General features: G+C 38.7%; 15 protein-coding genes and 1 pseudogene. 5 read left to right on the top strand and 11 right to left on the bottom strand.

Features of this window, described 5'->3' with window-relative positions; translation table 11 throughout:
* Positions 1-189, top strand: a 189-nt coding sequence (locus tag BN2425_RS22835) for a hypothetical protein (protein WP_042454341.1), incomplete at its 5' end; no start/stop codon positions are given.
* A gap of 120 nt (positions 190-309) precedes the next feature.
* Here BN2425_RS22835 and BN2425_RS01535 read toward each other — a convergent pair.
* The gene (locus tag BN2425_RS01535) at positions 310-750 is read right to left on the bottom strand and encodes a type 2 periplasmic-binding domain-containing protein (RefSeq protein ID WP_042454340.1); all 441 of its coding nucleotides are present in this window, start codon (positions 748-750) and stop codon (positions 310-312) included.
* Between the two features lie 22 nt (positions 751-772).
* Here BN2425_RS01535 and BN2425_RS01530 point away from each other — a divergent pair.
* Positions 773-1,303, top strand: a pseudogene (locus BN2425_RS01530) (aminotransferase class V-fold PLP-dependent enzyme); the annotation flags it as partial.
* Between the two features lie 126 nt (positions 1,304-1,429).
* On the opposite strand, the gene BN2425_RS01525 reads toward BN2425_RS01530, so the two are convergent.
* The 5 genes from BN2425_RS01525 to BN2425_RS01505 all read right to left on the bottom strand — a co-directional run bounded on the left by BN2425_RS01525 (position 1,430) and on the right by BN2425_RS01505 (position 5,504).
* A complete protein-coding gene (locus tag BN2425_RS01525) occupies positions 1,430-2,215 on the bottom strand; it encodes a J domain-containing protein (RefSeq protein WP_042454339.1) in 786 nt (261 codons plus the stop codon).
* A 264-nt stretch (positions 2,216-2,479) separates the two neighbouring features.
* On the bottom strand, positions 2,480-3,712 hold the full coding sequence (locus BN2425_RS01520) for an MFS transporter (protein ID WP_042454337.1): 1,233 nt from the start codon (positions 3,710-3,712) through the stop codon (positions 2,480-2,482).
* 118 nt (positions 3,713-3,830) lie between these two features.
* Positions 3,831-4,268, bottom strand: a complete 438-nt coding sequence (locus BN2425_RS01515; RefSeq protein WP_042454335.1) for a MerR family DNA-binding transcriptional regulator — start codon at positions 4,266-4,268, stop codon at positions 3,831-3,833.
* 68 nt (positions 4,269-4,336) lie between these two features.
* Entirely contained in the window at positions 4,337-5,167 is an 831-nt protein-coding gene (locus BN2425_RS01510; RefSeq protein ID WP_042454333.1) for an SPL family radical SAM protein, read from the bottom strand.
* A 148-nt stretch (positions 5,168-5,315) separates the two neighbouring features.
* Entirely contained in the window at positions 5,316-5,504 is a 189-nt protein-coding gene (locus BN2425_RS01505; RefSeq protein ID WP_042454331.1) for a hypothetical protein, read from the bottom strand.
* Between the two features lie 412 nt (positions 5,505-5,916).
* On the opposite strand from BN2425_RS01505, the gene BN2425_RS01500 reads away from it, so the two are divergent.
* Positions 5,917-7,050, top strand: a complete 1,134-nt coding sequence (locus tag BN2425_RS01500; RefSeq protein WP_081797978.1) for a histidine kinase N-terminal domain-containing protein — start codon at positions 5,917-5,919, stop codon at positions 7,048-7,050.
* A gap of 274 nt (positions 7,051-7,324) precedes the next feature.
* On the opposite strand, the gene BN2425_RS01495 is transcribed toward BN2425_RS01500, so the two are convergent.
* The 3 genes from BN2425_RS01495 to sstT form a co-directional block, all read right to left on the bottom strand.
* On the bottom strand, positions 7,325-7,933 hold the full coding sequence (locus BN2425_RS01495; RefSeq protein ID WP_042454329.1) for a transglutaminase-like domain-containing protein: 609 nt from the start codon (positions 7,931-7,933) through the stop codon (positions 7,325-7,327).
* Positions 7,934-8,045: 112 nt separating this feature from the next.
* On the bottom strand, positions 8,046-9,194 hold the full coding sequence (locus BN2425_RS01490) for an FAD-dependent monooxygenase (RefSeq protein ID WP_042454327.1): 1,149 nt from the start codon (positions 9,192-9,194) through the stop codon (positions 8,046-8,048).
* 161 nt (positions 9,195-9,355) lie between these two features.
* Positions 9,356-10,594 (bottom strand): serine/threonine transporter SstT, encoded by a 1,239-nt coding sequence (gene sstT, locus BN2425_RS01485; protein ID WP_042454325.1) that lies wholly within the window; start codon positions 10,592-10,594, stop codon positions 9,356-9,358.
* 314 nt (positions 10,595-10,908) lie between these two features.
* Between sstT and BN2425_RS01480 the strand changes: the two genes are divergently transcribed.
* Entirely contained in the window at positions 10,909-11,148 is a 240-nt protein-coding gene (locus BN2425_RS01480) for an HPr family phosphocarrier protein (protein WP_042454323.1), read from the top strand.
* Between the two features lie 85 nt (positions 11,149-11,233).
* On the opposite strand, the gene BN2425_RS01475 is transcribed toward BN2425_RS01480, so the two are convergent.
* The gene (locus BN2425_RS01475) at positions 11,234-12,835 is read right to left on the bottom strand and encodes a DUF4352 domain-containing protein (RefSeq protein WP_042454321.1); all 1,602 of its coding nucleotides are present in this window, start codon (positions 12,833-12,835) and stop codon (positions 11,234-11,236) included.
* Positions 12,832-13,701 carry an ABC transporter permease subunit gene (locus tag BN2425_RS01470; protein WP_042454319.1) on the bottom strand — a complete coding sequence of 290 codons (870 nt, stop codon included), beginning with the start codon at positions 13,699-13,701 and terminating at the stop codon, positions 12,832-12,834. The genes BN2425_RS01475 and BN2425_RS01470 overlap by 4 nt, the downstream gene beginning before the upstream one ends.
* Before the next feature lie 453 nt (positions 13,702-14,154).
* Here BN2425_RS01470 and BN2425_RS01465 point away from each other — a divergent pair, with 453 nt between their 5' ends.
* Positions 14,155-15,504 carry an FAD-dependent oxidoreductase gene (locus BN2425_RS01465; protein WP_042454318.1) on the top strand — a complete coding sequence of 450 codons (1,350 nt, stop codon included), beginning with the start codon at positions 14,155-14,157 and terminating at the stop codon, positions 15,502-15,504.
* Positions 15,505-15,510 lie beyond the last annotated feature (6 nt).

Here is a 15,510-nt window from a genome sequence, read left to right as displayed (position 1 = left end):
CTCACCGCAACGCCCGCGGAAAGCGAAGCGCCTGGAGCGCAAATCAACAGCCCCTATAAAAAGAGCAAAAAAAGACTGTCCGCAAACCCAAACTTTTTCGGATTTGTCGACAGTCTGAAACGCAAGGTTGCCCTTGCGTTATTATTTTTAGCTGTGTTAAATAATAATGTTGATTTTTTATTTAGATGATTGGAGCGGAAATCAACAGCCTAATTTAACCGAATCTTATTTAAAATGTAAATTCTGTTTTCATTGTGTTAGTAATTAGTTAAGTGATTTAAGATGTACCAGACACTTTTAGACAGGCGTTCAGCTGGGCGGGTGATCACGTTTGTTGTTACTGAATATGTGTCGTAGCCATCCTAATATTTTAATTTGCCACAAGATGCTTCCAACTCGACAGAATATTTTAACACAACCCATTCCCCCGATGACAAACTGTTTGACCGCTTCCGTTGAAAAGACCCTCTTTGTTTGCAGACCTGTTTGCTCCTCCATTAATAGTGGTATGTCATCTGCAATAAATAATGTTGTTGGCTGGATTGCAAATGGAGGTTTTGTCCCGATCAGTTGATCATCAGAGACCTTCCTAATTCGCAATGAGAAATGATCGTCACGTGGTATCAATGTAATACCCACATCGACAACTCCCAATCTGAATAATTCTTCTATTTCTCCATCTTGTCTTATATCTAAATCGACAGTAATATGGGAATGTTTTTCGTTGAAACCTAGGATGATTTTTGGCAATAAGTATGTACCTAGTACTGTAGGAAAAAGATCGCTGTTGGAAAAGATGAGTCCCTACGAATTCGGAGGGGAAAGGATTGATTTCGTAGGTCTCTATGATTCTACTCGGAAGGAGCTTTCGTGGAAGTTTGAAGGCGGCACACCGATCATTGCAGGAGCAATTGGATTGGGCGCAGCCATTGATTTTTTAGAGCAAATTGGACTGGAACAGATTAGTCTTCATGAGAAAAAACTAATCAACCATGCACTTGAACAATTATCAGCAATTGAGGGGATGTCCATATATGGTCCCACACAGCTTGACAAGAGAAGCGGTTTAATTACATTCAATGTAGACAATGTACACCCGCACGACTTGTCAACCGTTTTGGACTCAGAAGGAATTGCCATACGGGCAGGCCACCATTGCTGCCAACCGTTAATGAAGTGGCTAAATGTATCCGCAACTGCCCGGGCTAGCTTCTATCTATACAATACAGAAGATGATATCGATTTACTCGTTGCAGCAACCAAAAAAGCAAAAGTATACTTTGAAGACTCCATTTTTATATAATTTAGTCGAATTTAAACAGGTGATATGTCTGGAACTTATTATGTGTTTTGCTAGGGAGTTATCTTGCAAAAAAATAGCAGCCTAAACGACTGCTCCTCGCCATGTTAACACCAAGGTACTCTATTATTAGAAACTATTCTTAAACTGGTCATACTCTGTTTTTATGTAATGGAAGGCCGCTGCGTTGCCACCATGATCAGGATGAGTGAGTTTCAACAGCTTTTTAAACGCTGCTAACACTTGTTTCTGGTCAGCTGTTCGAGATAGGCCTAACTTTTGACGATAATCATGTGTATTAGGGGTTGGAATACTTTGAGGCTTTTCGGAGTCTCTTTTGCCTTGTCTTATCAGTTCTTCCTTTAATTTCAGAATTGCTTTTCGCAGTTCAATATTTTCTTCTAGTACTTTTTTGGACTGCGTTTGCAATTTGTTATTTTCTGACTCAAGCTTAACCAACTCTTTATGTAATTTGTTTCTTTGTTGGCTCAGTGCATGAATGGAAGTTTTGTGGATCTCTTGGAGTCCTTTAATATGGTCGTCTTGTGCTTTAATTTTGATTTTTAAATCGCGGATGGTTCTATCCAGGTCAGGTGGTCCGCTATTTAACCTGTTTGGGTTTGACTCATTTTTGAGATAATCAACAATCTGAGAACCCTTTCCTATCTTTTCAATCTTTCCTTCATGGAGCCAGCGTTTGACAACTTGAATCCCGATGTTGGGTGCTACTCCTGCATCCTTTAGTAAATTGATCGCTTGATCAGTATCATTTAATATATAATCAGTATCGCCTCGCCTGGTTTTTCCTGCAAAATTTATTTTTTGTTCACGAAGCCAGCGCCTAACTGTTTGGATGCTAATATCGTCTGACACCCCTGCTGTTTTTAATAGATCATATGCTTGGTCTGTATTCATCATTTCCTCCTAGCCTTGAAAGAGTTCTTCAAGACGACGTAGTTATTAATCCTTAACTAAAGGAAGTTCACCATTCAATCACTCTATTGTTATATTAATGGAGATAACCATTAATGTGAATGGCTAAAAAAGACTAATAGATGACTTAGATTATTTGAAATATTAAGAAAAAATGACTATTGAAAAGTTTAATTTAAAAAAGTCATTACTAATCAAAAAAATAAAAGAAGACTAGTGCTAGCCTTCTTTTATATAGAATGATGATTAATGAGCAGATTCCACGTTATCTACATGGGAGATGTGTGAACGATTGGCCAAAATAAACAGTACAGATAAAAGGACAAAACAACCGCCAACAATAAATGGCACATGTGGGGAAAACCATTCTGCTAGTTTACCAGCTAAAAACGGCGCAACCGCACTCCCTAAATACCGCAAGAAACTGTACGCAGCAGATGCGGTTGAACGTTCAACCGGAGCAGCGTTCATAACGGCTGTTGTAATCAAGGTATTATTGTTTCCAAGCAAAGCTCCAGCTAAGATAACCGCCACAATAATCCACCACTGCGAATCTGTCCAAATCCCCATAGAAAGTAATAACACTGCGAATAAAAATAACATCATACACATGGATTTTATCGTTCCAAACTGTTGTTGAAGCTTAGGTGCCATGAAAACAGATGTGATGGCAAGCAACACTCCCCAGCCGATAAACACATAACCAAGACCATGTTCATCAAGCCCCATCACAAACGGCGCATAAGCAAGCAACGTAAAAAATCCAAAGTTATAAAGACATGCAGAGATTCCAAACACTAAAATGGATCGGTGCTTCATCGCACGAAAGGGATCAAGCAAAGAAGTACTCTTTGCGGGTACTGATTCTTCAGCTTTCAATTTCTTGTTTCCAGGCATTAAGACACTCAAGAAAATAAAGGCAGCCACCATTAAAACCGAGACCCCTAAAAACGGTCCTCTCCAAGTAATGGCACCTAATTCACCGCCAAGAAGCGGTCCTACTGAAATACCTAAACCAATGGCTGCTTCATACAAGATGACTGCTTTAGCCGTTCCATTATTGGATAATGTCACGATAGCGGTAAGTGCGGTTGCGACGAAAAGTGAGTTTCCCAGCCCCCAGCCTCCGCGTAATCCAACGATTGACCAAATATTATCGGACAGCCCTCCTGCTGCGGAAAAAACGGCAATAATCACCACCCCAGATAAAAGGGTCATTTTGATCCCCAAGCGGGACGAAACAACCCCGGTAATTAACATGGCGGCCGCCATGACCGCATTATAACTTGTAAAAAGTAAGGTGACTTGACTCGGAGTGGCGTTCAATTGTTTAGAGATGGCTGGCAGGATGGGGTCTACGAGCCCTAATCCCATAAAGGCAATAATACTAGCAAAGAAAACAGCCCAAACTGCCTTGGACTGGCCTGTCGGTTTCCCTTCTTCAATGACAGATGTTGTGGATAATGATGATGATGACATTTTTATACCCCTTTGTTATAATTTTCTTAAAATTATATTAGAATCTAACGTTAACGTCAACGTTAGATTTAGGGGAAAATAGTCACGTTTTTAAAAAGTGATGATCATTTTCACCGGGTTATAGTATTTGATCAATTCTCTCAATAGCAGCTCTAGCCCGTTCTCTTAACGTTACTAACTCTGTTTGGACACTTAGAATTTTTCCAATCTTTTGTTCTAGTAATTGTAGTTGTTGATTAAGTATTTCTATCATTTCCGTCAGTTTTTCCTTTTGGGTTCTTGGGTCCGATACTTTTTTATATTCGGCTCTCTGATTTTCGATCGTATCTGTAAGCATAATAAATTCGTGCACTTCCTGTAAGGTAAGACCCAATACTTCCTTGGCTAGAGTGACCTTTTTTAGAAATTCTATATGTTCCTGTCGATAAAGCCTAGTCCCGCCTTCTGTCCGCTCGGGGGAAGGTAAAATGCCAATTTCTTCATAGTATCGGATCGCCCGTTTACTCAAGCCGCTTTGTTTGGCGACATCGTCAATTTTTAATAACTCTTCTTTCAAAAAACTCCACCTCCTGCCAGGTACAACGATATTATATCTATATCTACCGTTAAAATCGACTGAATTTACTATAATTTAGGGAAAGCTTCTTGCTTTGAGACTCGGATCTTATCTCTAGGAAAATACTTTAGAAAGTACTTTTCCACCCTTACGTGAATATCATGGCAATACCACCTTGAAAGACCATTTTCTTCAAACAGTTTCGGCATTCCCAACCTTTCTGAACGTTTCCCCATCGAACCATCCCCAATACTTAGCGTATCAATCCAAATGTGATCCACAACTCCTTCTAACAACTTTGGAAAGTCAGGGGTAAAGGGCAATACTGGCGAAATCGAAGCCTGGGTAGGGATTCCCGCCTCATGAATTTCCTTTAATGCCTTCATTCTCAACTTTATTCCAGGAGCATATGGAGCAAATAACTGCTTAATATCTTCTCGGTCGGTTTCAATTGTCATGGATACAAGCACATGACATTTTTCTTTTAACTCTGTTATCAAATCTAAGTCCCGTGTGACAAGTGGACTTCGTGTCTGTATTTGCAGGAAATCTGGCGGATCTTCAGCCATCTCCTCCAAAAGGCTCCGCGTTATATTGGCTTTGCGCTCTATCGGCTGATAGGGATCAGTTGCGGAAGACATAAAGATATTAACTGGTTTATTTTTTTTTCGCAGTTTTAGCACTTCATTACGGTAATTTTCCGCTGCGTTTATTTTTAAATCCAGCCAATCTCCCCATGGGGTTCCTTTAAATCTCTGGATTGGCATTTCTCGAACGTAGCAATAGAGACAAGCAAATGCACAGCCGCTATAGGGATTCAAGGAATGAGTAAAGCCACTATCTAAATAACCCTTTGCTTCGGTAAGGATTTTCTTTGCTTGAATTTGATTTGTTTCCATAGCAATCCCTCTTTTATATCGGCAACAAAAAATGACGCTCTTCTTTTAGACGTCATAGTGCATATCTATTTATTTCCTATGATAAAACAAATAAAGTGATGAAGTTGACCCTTTTCGCCTTTTCTTTTAACTTTAGTTGTTTCAATATTTACCTGGTTTTAGCAAGGGCAACACCGTTAGCAACAGTTCCGATAAATCCACAGATAGCAAAAAGGTAAGAGATAAACAACGGTGCGCCAGTATTTGACTGTGTAAAAATTCTCCATATGCCAATTATACAAATAAGCAAGCATCCAATTAGGCCAAGGAATGGTCTGACTTTTAGTTTACTCTTCAATTAACCCTCCTGCAAAAAGTAATCATTTCTAATCTTTATGTTAACATTTACTATAAACAAAGTTAACAATAAATTTACTCCATGGTAATGTAACATGTTTTCCTTCCATACAGCCCTAGAGCGGACAGAGTACTCTCCTGCGTTAGGAAAGTCTCTGCATTCCCTCCCCTCCAAAACTCCCCATACTCTTATTAGTGCTTTTGAAGTTATTTAAAGTGGAAATTAATTATAAATTCTACTGGAATTTAGCAATAGATGAAATAAATTTTATTTCTTTCGTGTATATATCATTATATAAATATTGGTATATTTATGTTATATTTTCCTTATAAAACCCTCAGATCGATCCGTATATAGGACTGAATCACCTAGTTGATAAGTCCTGTTTTTAAAAAGAGAAAGCAGGTTTGTTATGGTAATGAATCTACCAACAGCTAAAGGTTATAAAAAAATAGGGAAATATCTTATAGATCAAAAACTAACTTTCTTAGATTTTTGGGAAGAACAAATTATTATTCACGAAAACCAAGATAATAAAGACCTGATCAAACAAAACGGCTTTTTGATGTACCAAATTATAACCAACTCTATTATAGATGGATTTTCTGATCAAGATATCAAACGATTAGCTTACAAAGTTGCTCAAGAGCGAGCTGATGCAAATATTAATATTGGGGAATTTGTTTATAATGTCAATCTTGGCAGAAGCATTATTATTAAATATATAAACCTATCTGGATTTGCCCAAGCAGAATTACAGCAAGCCATTGATTTAATTAATAAGCAGTTTGATTTATTCTGTTATTATGCTGTCTCAAGATATACCGAAATAAAGGATCGAAAGCTCCAAGAAAAAAACATATTCATTACCCAAACACACAAGGACAGGTTGGCCATTCTTGGACAAATGTCTTCTAGCTTTGTTCATGAATTCCGCAATCCGCTTACCTCTGTAATGGGTTTTATTAAACTATTAAAAAACCAGCATCCTGATATGCCTTATTTAGATGTCATTAGCAAAGAGTTAGATCAGCTCAAGTTTAGAATCACCCAGTTTCTGCATACCTCGAAGATGAATACGGTATTTGAAAGTAAAAATGAAGACATCACGATTAATGTTTTATTAGAAGAAGTCATTGATTTCTTATATCCAAGTATTGTTGATGGCAATATCCAAGTTAGTTCCAATATCGACGAAAATATTAAAATACACGGCGATCGAAATGAGTTAAAACAAGTTATTCTTAATTTAATGATGAATGCTGTTGATGCGGTATGTGAGGAAGGGAATCAGAGAAGAATTAGCATTGATACAGAGGTCGAAGTCGATCAAATTGCAATTCGCATCTCGAATAATGGTTCAATCATCAATCCGGATACATTAGAAATTATTTTTGAGCCATTTTATACGACAAAGAAACTTGGCACAGGAATCGGTCTATTTGTTTGTAAAAATATCATAGAGAAACACAATGGAACAATTAATTGTGTTTCCAATGAAAGCTTAACTACCTTTGAAATTACCTTGCCTATAAAAAAATATTAACCTATATATCCCCTTGCATTAATAAGGGAGTATTATTTTTTTAAAACGCTAATGTTGATTTTTTTAACTCTGTTGATAGGAGCGGAAGGTGCCGACTATTGCGGGAGTACAGGGCTGGGAAGACCCCGCAGGAGCTTCAAACGCCAAGGAGGCTCCCCGGTCGGTACGCCCGCGGGTTCGCTGAGCGCCTGGAGCGGAAATCAACAGCCAAGTTTTACAGAGCCTTTTCAATCAAACCCACCTTATATTTTCTATTCCGCTTCCTAACACATAACTACAAACTTTCAGGTAAATGCCCAATATACATGTCCAACACATCCGAATGTTTTTGTAAAACCTCGATTGTTTTTGGATGCGGCTTAATGTAAATAACTGGATAATCCTTTTCATCATATTTTTCTTGTACGGGAAAAGCTAACTTTTCCTGATCTATAAAAAATTGGGCATCCACACCAATTTTGTTTCCGCGAGCATCTAATCTTATCCATTTATTAATAGACTTCAAGAAAACAGCATTCAAAGCATGAATGCAGTACCCTTTTTCTGGTGTATCAAATAACATTAATCGTTGATAACAGAAACCGGTTGGTATTCCCTGAGAGCGCAATAAAGCGGCTAAAAGATGGGATTTTGCATAGCATATTCCTTCTTTGTAGGTTAATACTTCTGAGGCATTGCACGAAACCCGTTGACCTTGAATATCCCAGGAATGGGCTATTTGGTCACGTACAAATTCAAATGCTGCTTTTGTTTTTTCAATATCGTTTTGAGTAGATGTAAACAACTGTTCTGCCGTTTCTTTAATTATAGGATGAGAAAAGTTGACTTCTTTTGACTCTATTAAATAATCATCCATATAATCTGATTCACAGACCAGTTCCATGATACTCCCTCCTATCCTCTATAAATATTACTAATATTGTATTATTATACATTGCGGTTGAAAGGATTACAAAGGACATTGCCGATTATAATCCTCCATTGTTTCTTATGTCTTAATCCCAATTAACATCGTATAAGAACTCGAACCGTTTCATGCTGACAGATGGAGGAACAAGCTTCATGACAGCATTTCTAAGAGGAATGAGCCATTTGTTTTGTAGTTGGGCAATTTGGCCAACTTGTTTGGACATTTTAATAATTTTATTTGTACGCCTTACTCTTTTCCTTTCAAAAGCTTTAAATGCCGTTTCGATTGCCTCACTCGATTCCAAGCATTTTGCTAATATGTAGGCATCTTCCATGGCTTGACCCGCCCCTTGGCCTAAATTTGGTGTAGTCGCATGGGCCGCATCACCCAACAGGACGATTCTCCCGAAGGCGAATTGTTGTATCGGTTTGATATCCAAGATGTCATTGTGGATCAGTGCCTCCTCGCTTGTTGCCTCAATTATTTGCTGAATTGGACTATGATAATTCTTAAAAATAGTAGATAAATCCTTGATGCCATATAGGGCTGCTTGCGGGTCACGAGCTTTAGCCTTAATGCAAGCAAACCAATAGACTTTCCCATCGGCAAGTGGTACAATCCCGAACCGGCCTGAAGAGCCCCATGTTTCCGTTGCCACGGCTTGGTCGATTTCAATATTGTGATTGGAAACAATACCACGCCAGCACGTATAACCTGCGTATCGGGGGGAGGAATTCGGGACTAATTTTCGGCGAAAAAGAGAATTCACTCCATCTGCAGCGATAACAGCATCTGCTCTAACCGCTCCTCCATCTTGGAAAGAAATGGTGACTCCGTCCTGATCCTGCATAAAATCCACACACTTTTTGTTCAATACAATCGATTCCAGTCTTAATGCATGTCTAAGTACGTGGTGCAAGTCTGCCCGATGAATTGTCACATTGTCCGTTCCAAACCGCTCACTTACAAGCAAGGAGTCTGTTTCGGTGAGTGGAGTTCCTTTTTCCGACAAGACTATCATCTTATTCAATACTTTACTGTGTTTCATGACTGAATCTTTTAAGTTCAACTTATCTAAGGCTTTTACCGCATTAGAACCGATACCAAGACCTGCGCCTGTTGATTGAAATGTACTTGTACTTTCATATATTGAAATGTCATGTCCTCTCTGCTGCAGAGCAATACCCGTGCACAGCCCGCCGATTCCACCGCCAATGATGATGATCTTTGCCATAACATTTTCCTCCAATAGTTTATTTACGTAAGAAATCGTCCGTTTTCTAGTTGATTATCCTTATCTAAGATATTCTGAATGATAACAGTCATTCCTATAAAGCTTAAGCGGCAAAAATAAAAACAGTGTGATTTTCCTTTGAGAAATCACACTGCACGTTATTACGAAGCTTTAGGAATACTGATCTTTTTTCCTTCCTTACGCCGTTTTCTAAATTCAGCAGTAGCGGTGAACAATACATCTGTTGAGGAATTAATCGCTGTTTCAAAGGAGTCCTGTAAAACACCGATGATAAAGCCAACACCCACTACCTGCATTGCCACATCATTTGGTATGCCAAATAGGCTGCAGGCAACCGGAATAAGCAATAATGAACCTCCTGCAACCCCCGATGCTCCTGCAGCACAGACGGCTGACAGGACACTGAGAATAATGGCTGTCGCAATGTCAACATGAATGTTAAGTGTATGAACGGCAGCCAGTGTTAATACGGAAATCGTTACTGCGGCGCCAGCCATGTTGACAGTCGCTCCCAACGGAATCGACACAGAATACGTATCTTTATCCAATCCTAGTTTATCACATAATTTCATATTTACCGGTATGTTTGCTGCCGAGCTCCGAGTGAAAAACGCGGTAATTCCGCTTTCTTTGATGCAAGTTAAGACAAGCGGATATGGATTTTGCCGAATGTTTGCATAAACAATAATGGGATTCACGACTAGCACTACAAAGAACATACAGCCTATTAATACAGCCAGCAATTTTCCATAGCTTAGTAAAGATTCAATGCCATTTGTCGCAATCGATTCGATGACTAGTCCCATTATCCCTAACGGGGCGAATTTAATCACCCATGCAACCATTTTGGAAACAGCATCGGAAAAGTTAGTAATGAAAGTCTTTGTAGTATCGGAAGCTGATTTTAACGCGTAGCCCAAAACCAGTGCCCATGCTAAAATCCCGATATAGTTTGCATTGTAAATCGCCTTAACGGGGTTATCAACCACGTTCATCAATAAGGTTTTGAGAACCTCGACAACTCCACCAGGAGCAGTTAAATCTTCCGCGCCTTTTACGAGGGTAATGTTTACTGGGAAAATAAAGCTTACAATCACTGCTACGGCTCCTGCTAGAAAGGTTCCTAACAAATAGAGAACGATAATCGATCGCATATTGGTTTGGTGGCCCTTCTTATGCTGTGCGATCGCCGACATTACCAAGAATAAAACCAATATCGGAGCAATCGCTTTTAAGGCTCCAACAAACAAGGAACCCAAAATGACTAGAGGTTTAGCACCTTCCGGAACCAGTAAAGCCAAAAGTATACCTATAATTAAGCCAATAGCGATTTGCATCACCAAGCTGATTTGATTCCACTTTTTGAATAGTTGTTTCATAGATGAACTCCCCCTCATTTCTTTTATTCACTAGATTGGATATATTATAACTCTATAAGGATTTACCCGGCCCAATTTAATAAATAGTATTATAGTTAATTTTTAGATATTTTACAATAGTTTTATTTTTTATAATTAAGCGACAAATTCTTTGTCAGACCTGACATCACCTTCTATTCTGTTAAGATTCCAAAATAATGTCAAATATTAAATATTATTTTGTATAAAGGATTGGAGAAGGAGAACTTGGTCATTTCTAGAATTTCTTACATATCCTATTGGGGGTAATTACATTTACTTGGGAGAATAAGCGCATGAGAATAAAAGAGATGAAGGTATCCAAAAACTTGACAGTTGATGAATTAATTACATTCATTAATACGGCGAGTAATTTTGAGAGCGAGATTACCATTAAGGGAGGTCATTTTACGATTGATGCCAAAAGTATTCTTGGCGTCATTACATTATTGATGGCTGGTATGGATATAACCATCATCACGCGTGGAGATGACGAGGAAGAAGCGTTAAAGGCGATTGCGGAATTTTTAATATGATACTTCCTTGTACCAATAAAACCCGAGCTGAAAGAGAACCAAAACACCCAGCTAGACGATGGCTGGGTGTTTTCTATTGTAAATCTTATTGTAAATTAACCAGTATTTCAGAAAAGTCTTCACGGGAAGAGTACTGAAGCTGCAGTGGTTCACCAATCGGCTGTTCAAAAGCAAGCGTCCCGGATATAACCTCGCCAGGTGCTAATTCCCCGGAAGAGAGTGTTGTGTCAATATCAATCGTCAGGTACGGCTGGAAGATATAGTCGCCTTTTTGGTTAAGGAGATTGAAATAATCAGGACTATACTTCAAGTTTTCTGTTCCTGTGTTGCTAATTTGAACTGTCACAATGATAAATTCATTTCCCGACTTTGGTTTTTCTTTAATATTGCCTTGTGACTTTTCCACTTTAGGGACAGTTAGTGTTGAACTGGCCAATTTGATTTCCTGACCAATCGAGTAGACTTTTTTCTCCTCTTCCTTCGTTTGCTTCTCGAGTGGCGGAACCACATTGGCAGAGACAGGTTTGATTTGGACCTCCGGTTTTTCCTCTGTTTTAGACTCGACTTTCTCCTTAGTTTCAACCAGCGTGATGACACCAAGGGTGCAGATAACCGCAACAACAGCTGCCATTTTCCCCCAAACTCGCCTTTTGGCTCCCCCATGCGGCTTTGTCTCGGCAGATTTTTGCTGGCTTACTTCAGCAAATACGAATTGGTCTGCGGTAGGACGATGATACGCTAAACTCGTATCATTATCACTACTATTCGAATACTTTCTTTTGGCAAGCTTTCCGTTCATGTTTTCTTCGAGTTCCTTCTTCATCATATTGATGATTAATATCACTACTAGATAGCCGATGATTGGAACAAAAATTACCCAAGGTGCCCTGATAAAGTCTTGAAAATTCTGTCCAACTAATCCGGCCCACTCATTCGTCAAAGAGGCTGGCTTCGGCGGTTCTTCATAGCCAAAAGTTCCCCCAATTGTTTCACCACCAAGAAAGAATCCAAATATACCAAGATGCATCGTCAATTGCAGTGTGCTCAGCAGCTGCTGAAAAACCAGTAGAATTCCATACGATTTAAAATAAGGCAGCAAATGAGTACGTAAAACTTGAAATTTGTTGGCCCCCATTAAAAAAGAACTTTTTATAAAAGATTGGCCCATTAGTTCATCGGTAAGCTCTGATGTAAATATAGCCACTGTTGGAAAGCCCATAAAAACTAATATGATAATTTGAAAAACAACAACGGAATCAAGTGGTTTTTCAAATGACCCCACAACTGGCCCCATTAAAATAAGACACAGGAAAATCGAGGGAATATACCGGAAGATAATAAAAAAGTCTTTAAAATATTTCTTCAAACAAGGGGTATATAGAGTCAAAAAAACACCAGCTACTCCCCCTAAAATAGCCCTTAACAAAGCAACAGTAACAGCTGCCATCAGTGTGTATTTAGCACCATACAATAAAAGTAAATGCATATCTTGTCCATTGCGATCCGTTCCCAAAATATGCTCTGAGGACGGCGAAAATGGCGCTTTTCCAATGACATTATGGTTCTCATCGTAAGCTAAAATTCCTTTGTTAAAATCAGCAGGACCATAAAATGGATATAAATAACTTGCCAGAAACAATAGAAGTAGAAGTACGGCCCCAATCGTTGTTTTTTTATAGCTAATCATAAACTGGCTGCCTCCTTCCCATTATAAAACTTAAGCACTATAAAGCTAACTGCTTCTATGATTAGCAATGGTAATGTGAACAAAAGAAGACAGATGACAAACACTAAGAAATCTCCTTGGCCATAGGTGATCATAAAGGTTTTCGTAAAGCCCGGGAGGTTAAACATAAATTCTAACAAATAAAGATTGGATAGAAGAACCCATATGATGGTCCGCAACTGGATCACCACTAGCGGAAAAATATTTCGAACCATATGTACAAGTAAAATTCGGAACGGTTTTAGCCCTTTGGCGACCGTGTATTGAACATAATCCTTTGACTCCTCCTGCGCCAGCTCTTTAATCAGGAATTGCATAAGCATCAAAGCGGGCAGAAACGAGGTGGTGACGATGGGAACAAATAAGGGTTTATTTCCAAACATCCCATATAATTGCAGAAATTTTAGTCCTGTTTCTTTATACAGAGTGATAATGACAAATTGAAACAGAAAAATAATGAATAAATCCGGAACTACCCCAATAAAATCAATCACTTTTTTTAACCCGTTGCGAATCGTTCTTGGAGACATTTGTATGATGATGGCGCCAAAGATACCGATTACAATAGCCACTAACAGGGAAATTCCTAGAATGGTCATGGAATAACGATAAGCTTCCGCGGCATTTAGCTCCTCAAAAAGACTCAACGAGTTTGGTTTCGTTATACCCGCCATTTCCATTAACCTTAACTTGATAAAGCTCCCCAATGGTTCCAAAGTAAAGGTTAAGGTATCCCCTAATCTAAATAAGTAAGGAATAGCAAAAATAGAAATGGTTCCGGCGATGATAACTAAAAGCCTAATAGGAAATTCTAATACCTTTTTCATGCAATCACCTCTAGTGTTGGATTTTTTTCGATCAGTTTCCTCACTAAATAGATTAGACGAGAGAAACGTTACTTTTTATTCACCTTTTTTTGAAATAATTTATATTTTCTAAATAAATATTATCATACCATATTTCCTAGCAGGAATTATCTACTATTTTTTCTAGGTTGGTAGAGAATAAGAGCGGCATACCCTCAAGTGAAAAATTCGTGGTATAGCGTTAGAAACTGCTTCTATTGAATATAACGGGTTGATAAATCATTATTGGGGAGTTTGGAAGAACTTCTATTGACTGTACTATCGGGATATGGATGGTTTGGGGCGTTAGGTACCGTTCTATGAAAGAAAAGGTTGAAGTGTCATAATGATAGAATGAAAGTATTTTGATAGCCCTAGTTCGATTTACTTATGTTATTCTAAGTAAGAGATTAAAAGATTACAGGAGGTTTTCCTTTGCAACGTAGAGAAAAAGCAATCATTTTGGGTGGGGGTATATCGGGAAAATTGACTGCCCGTGTGTTGTCTAATTTTTACAAAGAAGTGATTATTATAGAACGGGACCAAGAACCAACTGGTCCGTTTCCAAGAAAAGGTGCCCCGCAAGGTAACCATATTCATGCACTGCTTCACGCGGGTGAGTATGGTCTGGAAAAATTGTTCCCGGGAATCACGGAGAATTTTTATTCCACTGGGGCCGTAAAAATTAACTCCACTCAAGACCTTGCCTGGTTTCATCATGGTGTTTGGAAGCTTCGTTATGATGGTGGATATACGACAACACTCCAAACACGCCCACATTTAGAATGGCATGTAGAACAATATCTCAGAACGATTCCCAATATAACCATACTCTATAACAATACCTTCCGAGATTACGAGTATGATGAAACAGAGAATCGGATAATCGGAATAAAAATCAATGATGGCAGTTCCGTTAAAACCATCTATGGGGATTTGATTGTAGATGCAAGCGGAGCCAGCAGTATGACCACTGGCTGGTTAAAAAACCGAGGTATACAGATCCCGGAAGAAAAGGTGAAAATTGGCTTAATTTACATAAGCAAAGTTTTCCAGCTACCCGCTGACCTGAACAGGGATTGGACAATCAAATTAGTGTATCCTAATCCTCCTCAGGAAAAAATCGGTGGAACGATTTCAAAAATAGAGGGAAATCGATATATCGTTACGTTCATAGGGTATCATGACGAGATTGACGAAAAACAGGTTCTTAAAAATGACAGCAGCTTTCTAGAGCTAGCAAAAAAACTGCCAAAAGACGATATTTATCAAGCGTTGAAGGAAGCTGTCCCGGTATCCAATACTTCCGTTTTTCGCGTCCCGCAGATTATATGGAGAAAATATGAAAAAATAAAACAGCTTCCCAATGGACTATTACTAATTGGTGATACCATTTGCAGAATTGATCCTGTTTTTGGCCAAGGTATGAGTATAGCTGTATTAGAAACTCTCGCTCTACAAAATCTGCTTCAAAATGAGCACCAATCCCAACAGCAACTCATTCGAGCATTCCAACAACGGGCTGCAAAAATCATCGCCCCCATTTGGAGTATGGTTTTAACAGAAGACTTTCGCTACCCTGCAACGATCGGGAAAAAACCTTTTATCCTTCCCTTCATGCAGTGGTATTCAAAAAACATATTTCTCTTATCTGCACAGAACCAGGAAACCTATCACACGTTTATTAAAGTCATGAACCTTGTTCGGCCAATCACGATATTAATGAATCCAAAAATTTTATATCGTGTATTGAAAAGGACATTATTAAACCACTCAATAAAATGAAAGTGA

The sequence above is a fragment of the Neobacillus dielmonensis genome (genome assembly GCF_000612665.1).
In the GTDB taxonomy this organism is placed as follows: domain Bacteria; phylum Bacillota; class Bacilli; order Bacillales; family Cytobacillaceae; genus Neobacillus; species Neobacillus dielmonensis.
The sequence above is the reverse complement of the archived record's forward strand: the minus strand, read 5'-3'. Positions and strand labels throughout refer to the sequence as shown.

Bases quoted from the DNA above. Each gene is read 5' to 3' on its own strand.
- BN2425_RS01495 (WP_042454329.1), bottom strand. From the start codon at position 7,933: ATGGAACTGGTCTGTGAATCAGATTATATGGATGATTATTTAATAGAG.
- BN2425_RS01510 (WP_042454333.1), bottom strand. From the start codon at position 5,167: ATGGAAACAAATCAAATTCAAGCAAAGAAAATCCTTACCGAAGCAAAG.
- BN2425_RS01470 (WP_042454319.1), bottom strand. From the start codon at position 13,701: ATGAAAAAGGTATTAGAATTTCCTATTAGGCTTTTAGTTATCATCGCC.
- BN2425_RS01500 (WP_081797978.1), top strand. From the start codon at position 5,917: ATGGTAATGAATCTACCAACAGCTAAAGGTTATAAAAAAATAGGGAAA.
- sstT (WP_042454325.1), bottom strand. From the start codon at position 10,594: ATGAAACAACTATTCAAAAAGTGGAATCAAATCAGCTTGGTGATGCAA.
- BN2425_RS01480 (WP_042454323.1), top strand. From the start codon at position 10,909: ATGAGAATAAAAGAGATGAAGGTATCCAAAAACTTGACAGTTGATGAA.
- BN2425_RS01525 (WP_042454339.1), bottom strand. From the start codon at position 2,215: ATGAATACAGACCAAGCATATGATCTATTAAAAACAGCAGGGGTGTCA.
- BN2425_RS01490 (WP_042454327.1), bottom strand. From the start codon at position 9,194: ATGGCAAAGATCATCATCATTGGCGGTGGAATCGGCGGGCTGTGCACG.
- BN2425_RS01520 (WP_042454337.1), bottom strand. From the start codon at position 3,712: ATGTCATCATCATCATTATCCACAACATCTGTCATTGAAGAAGGGAAA.
- BN2425_RS01475 (WP_042454321.1), bottom strand. From the start codon at position 12,835: ATGATTAGCTATAAAAAAACAACGATTGGGGCCGTACTTCTACTTCTA.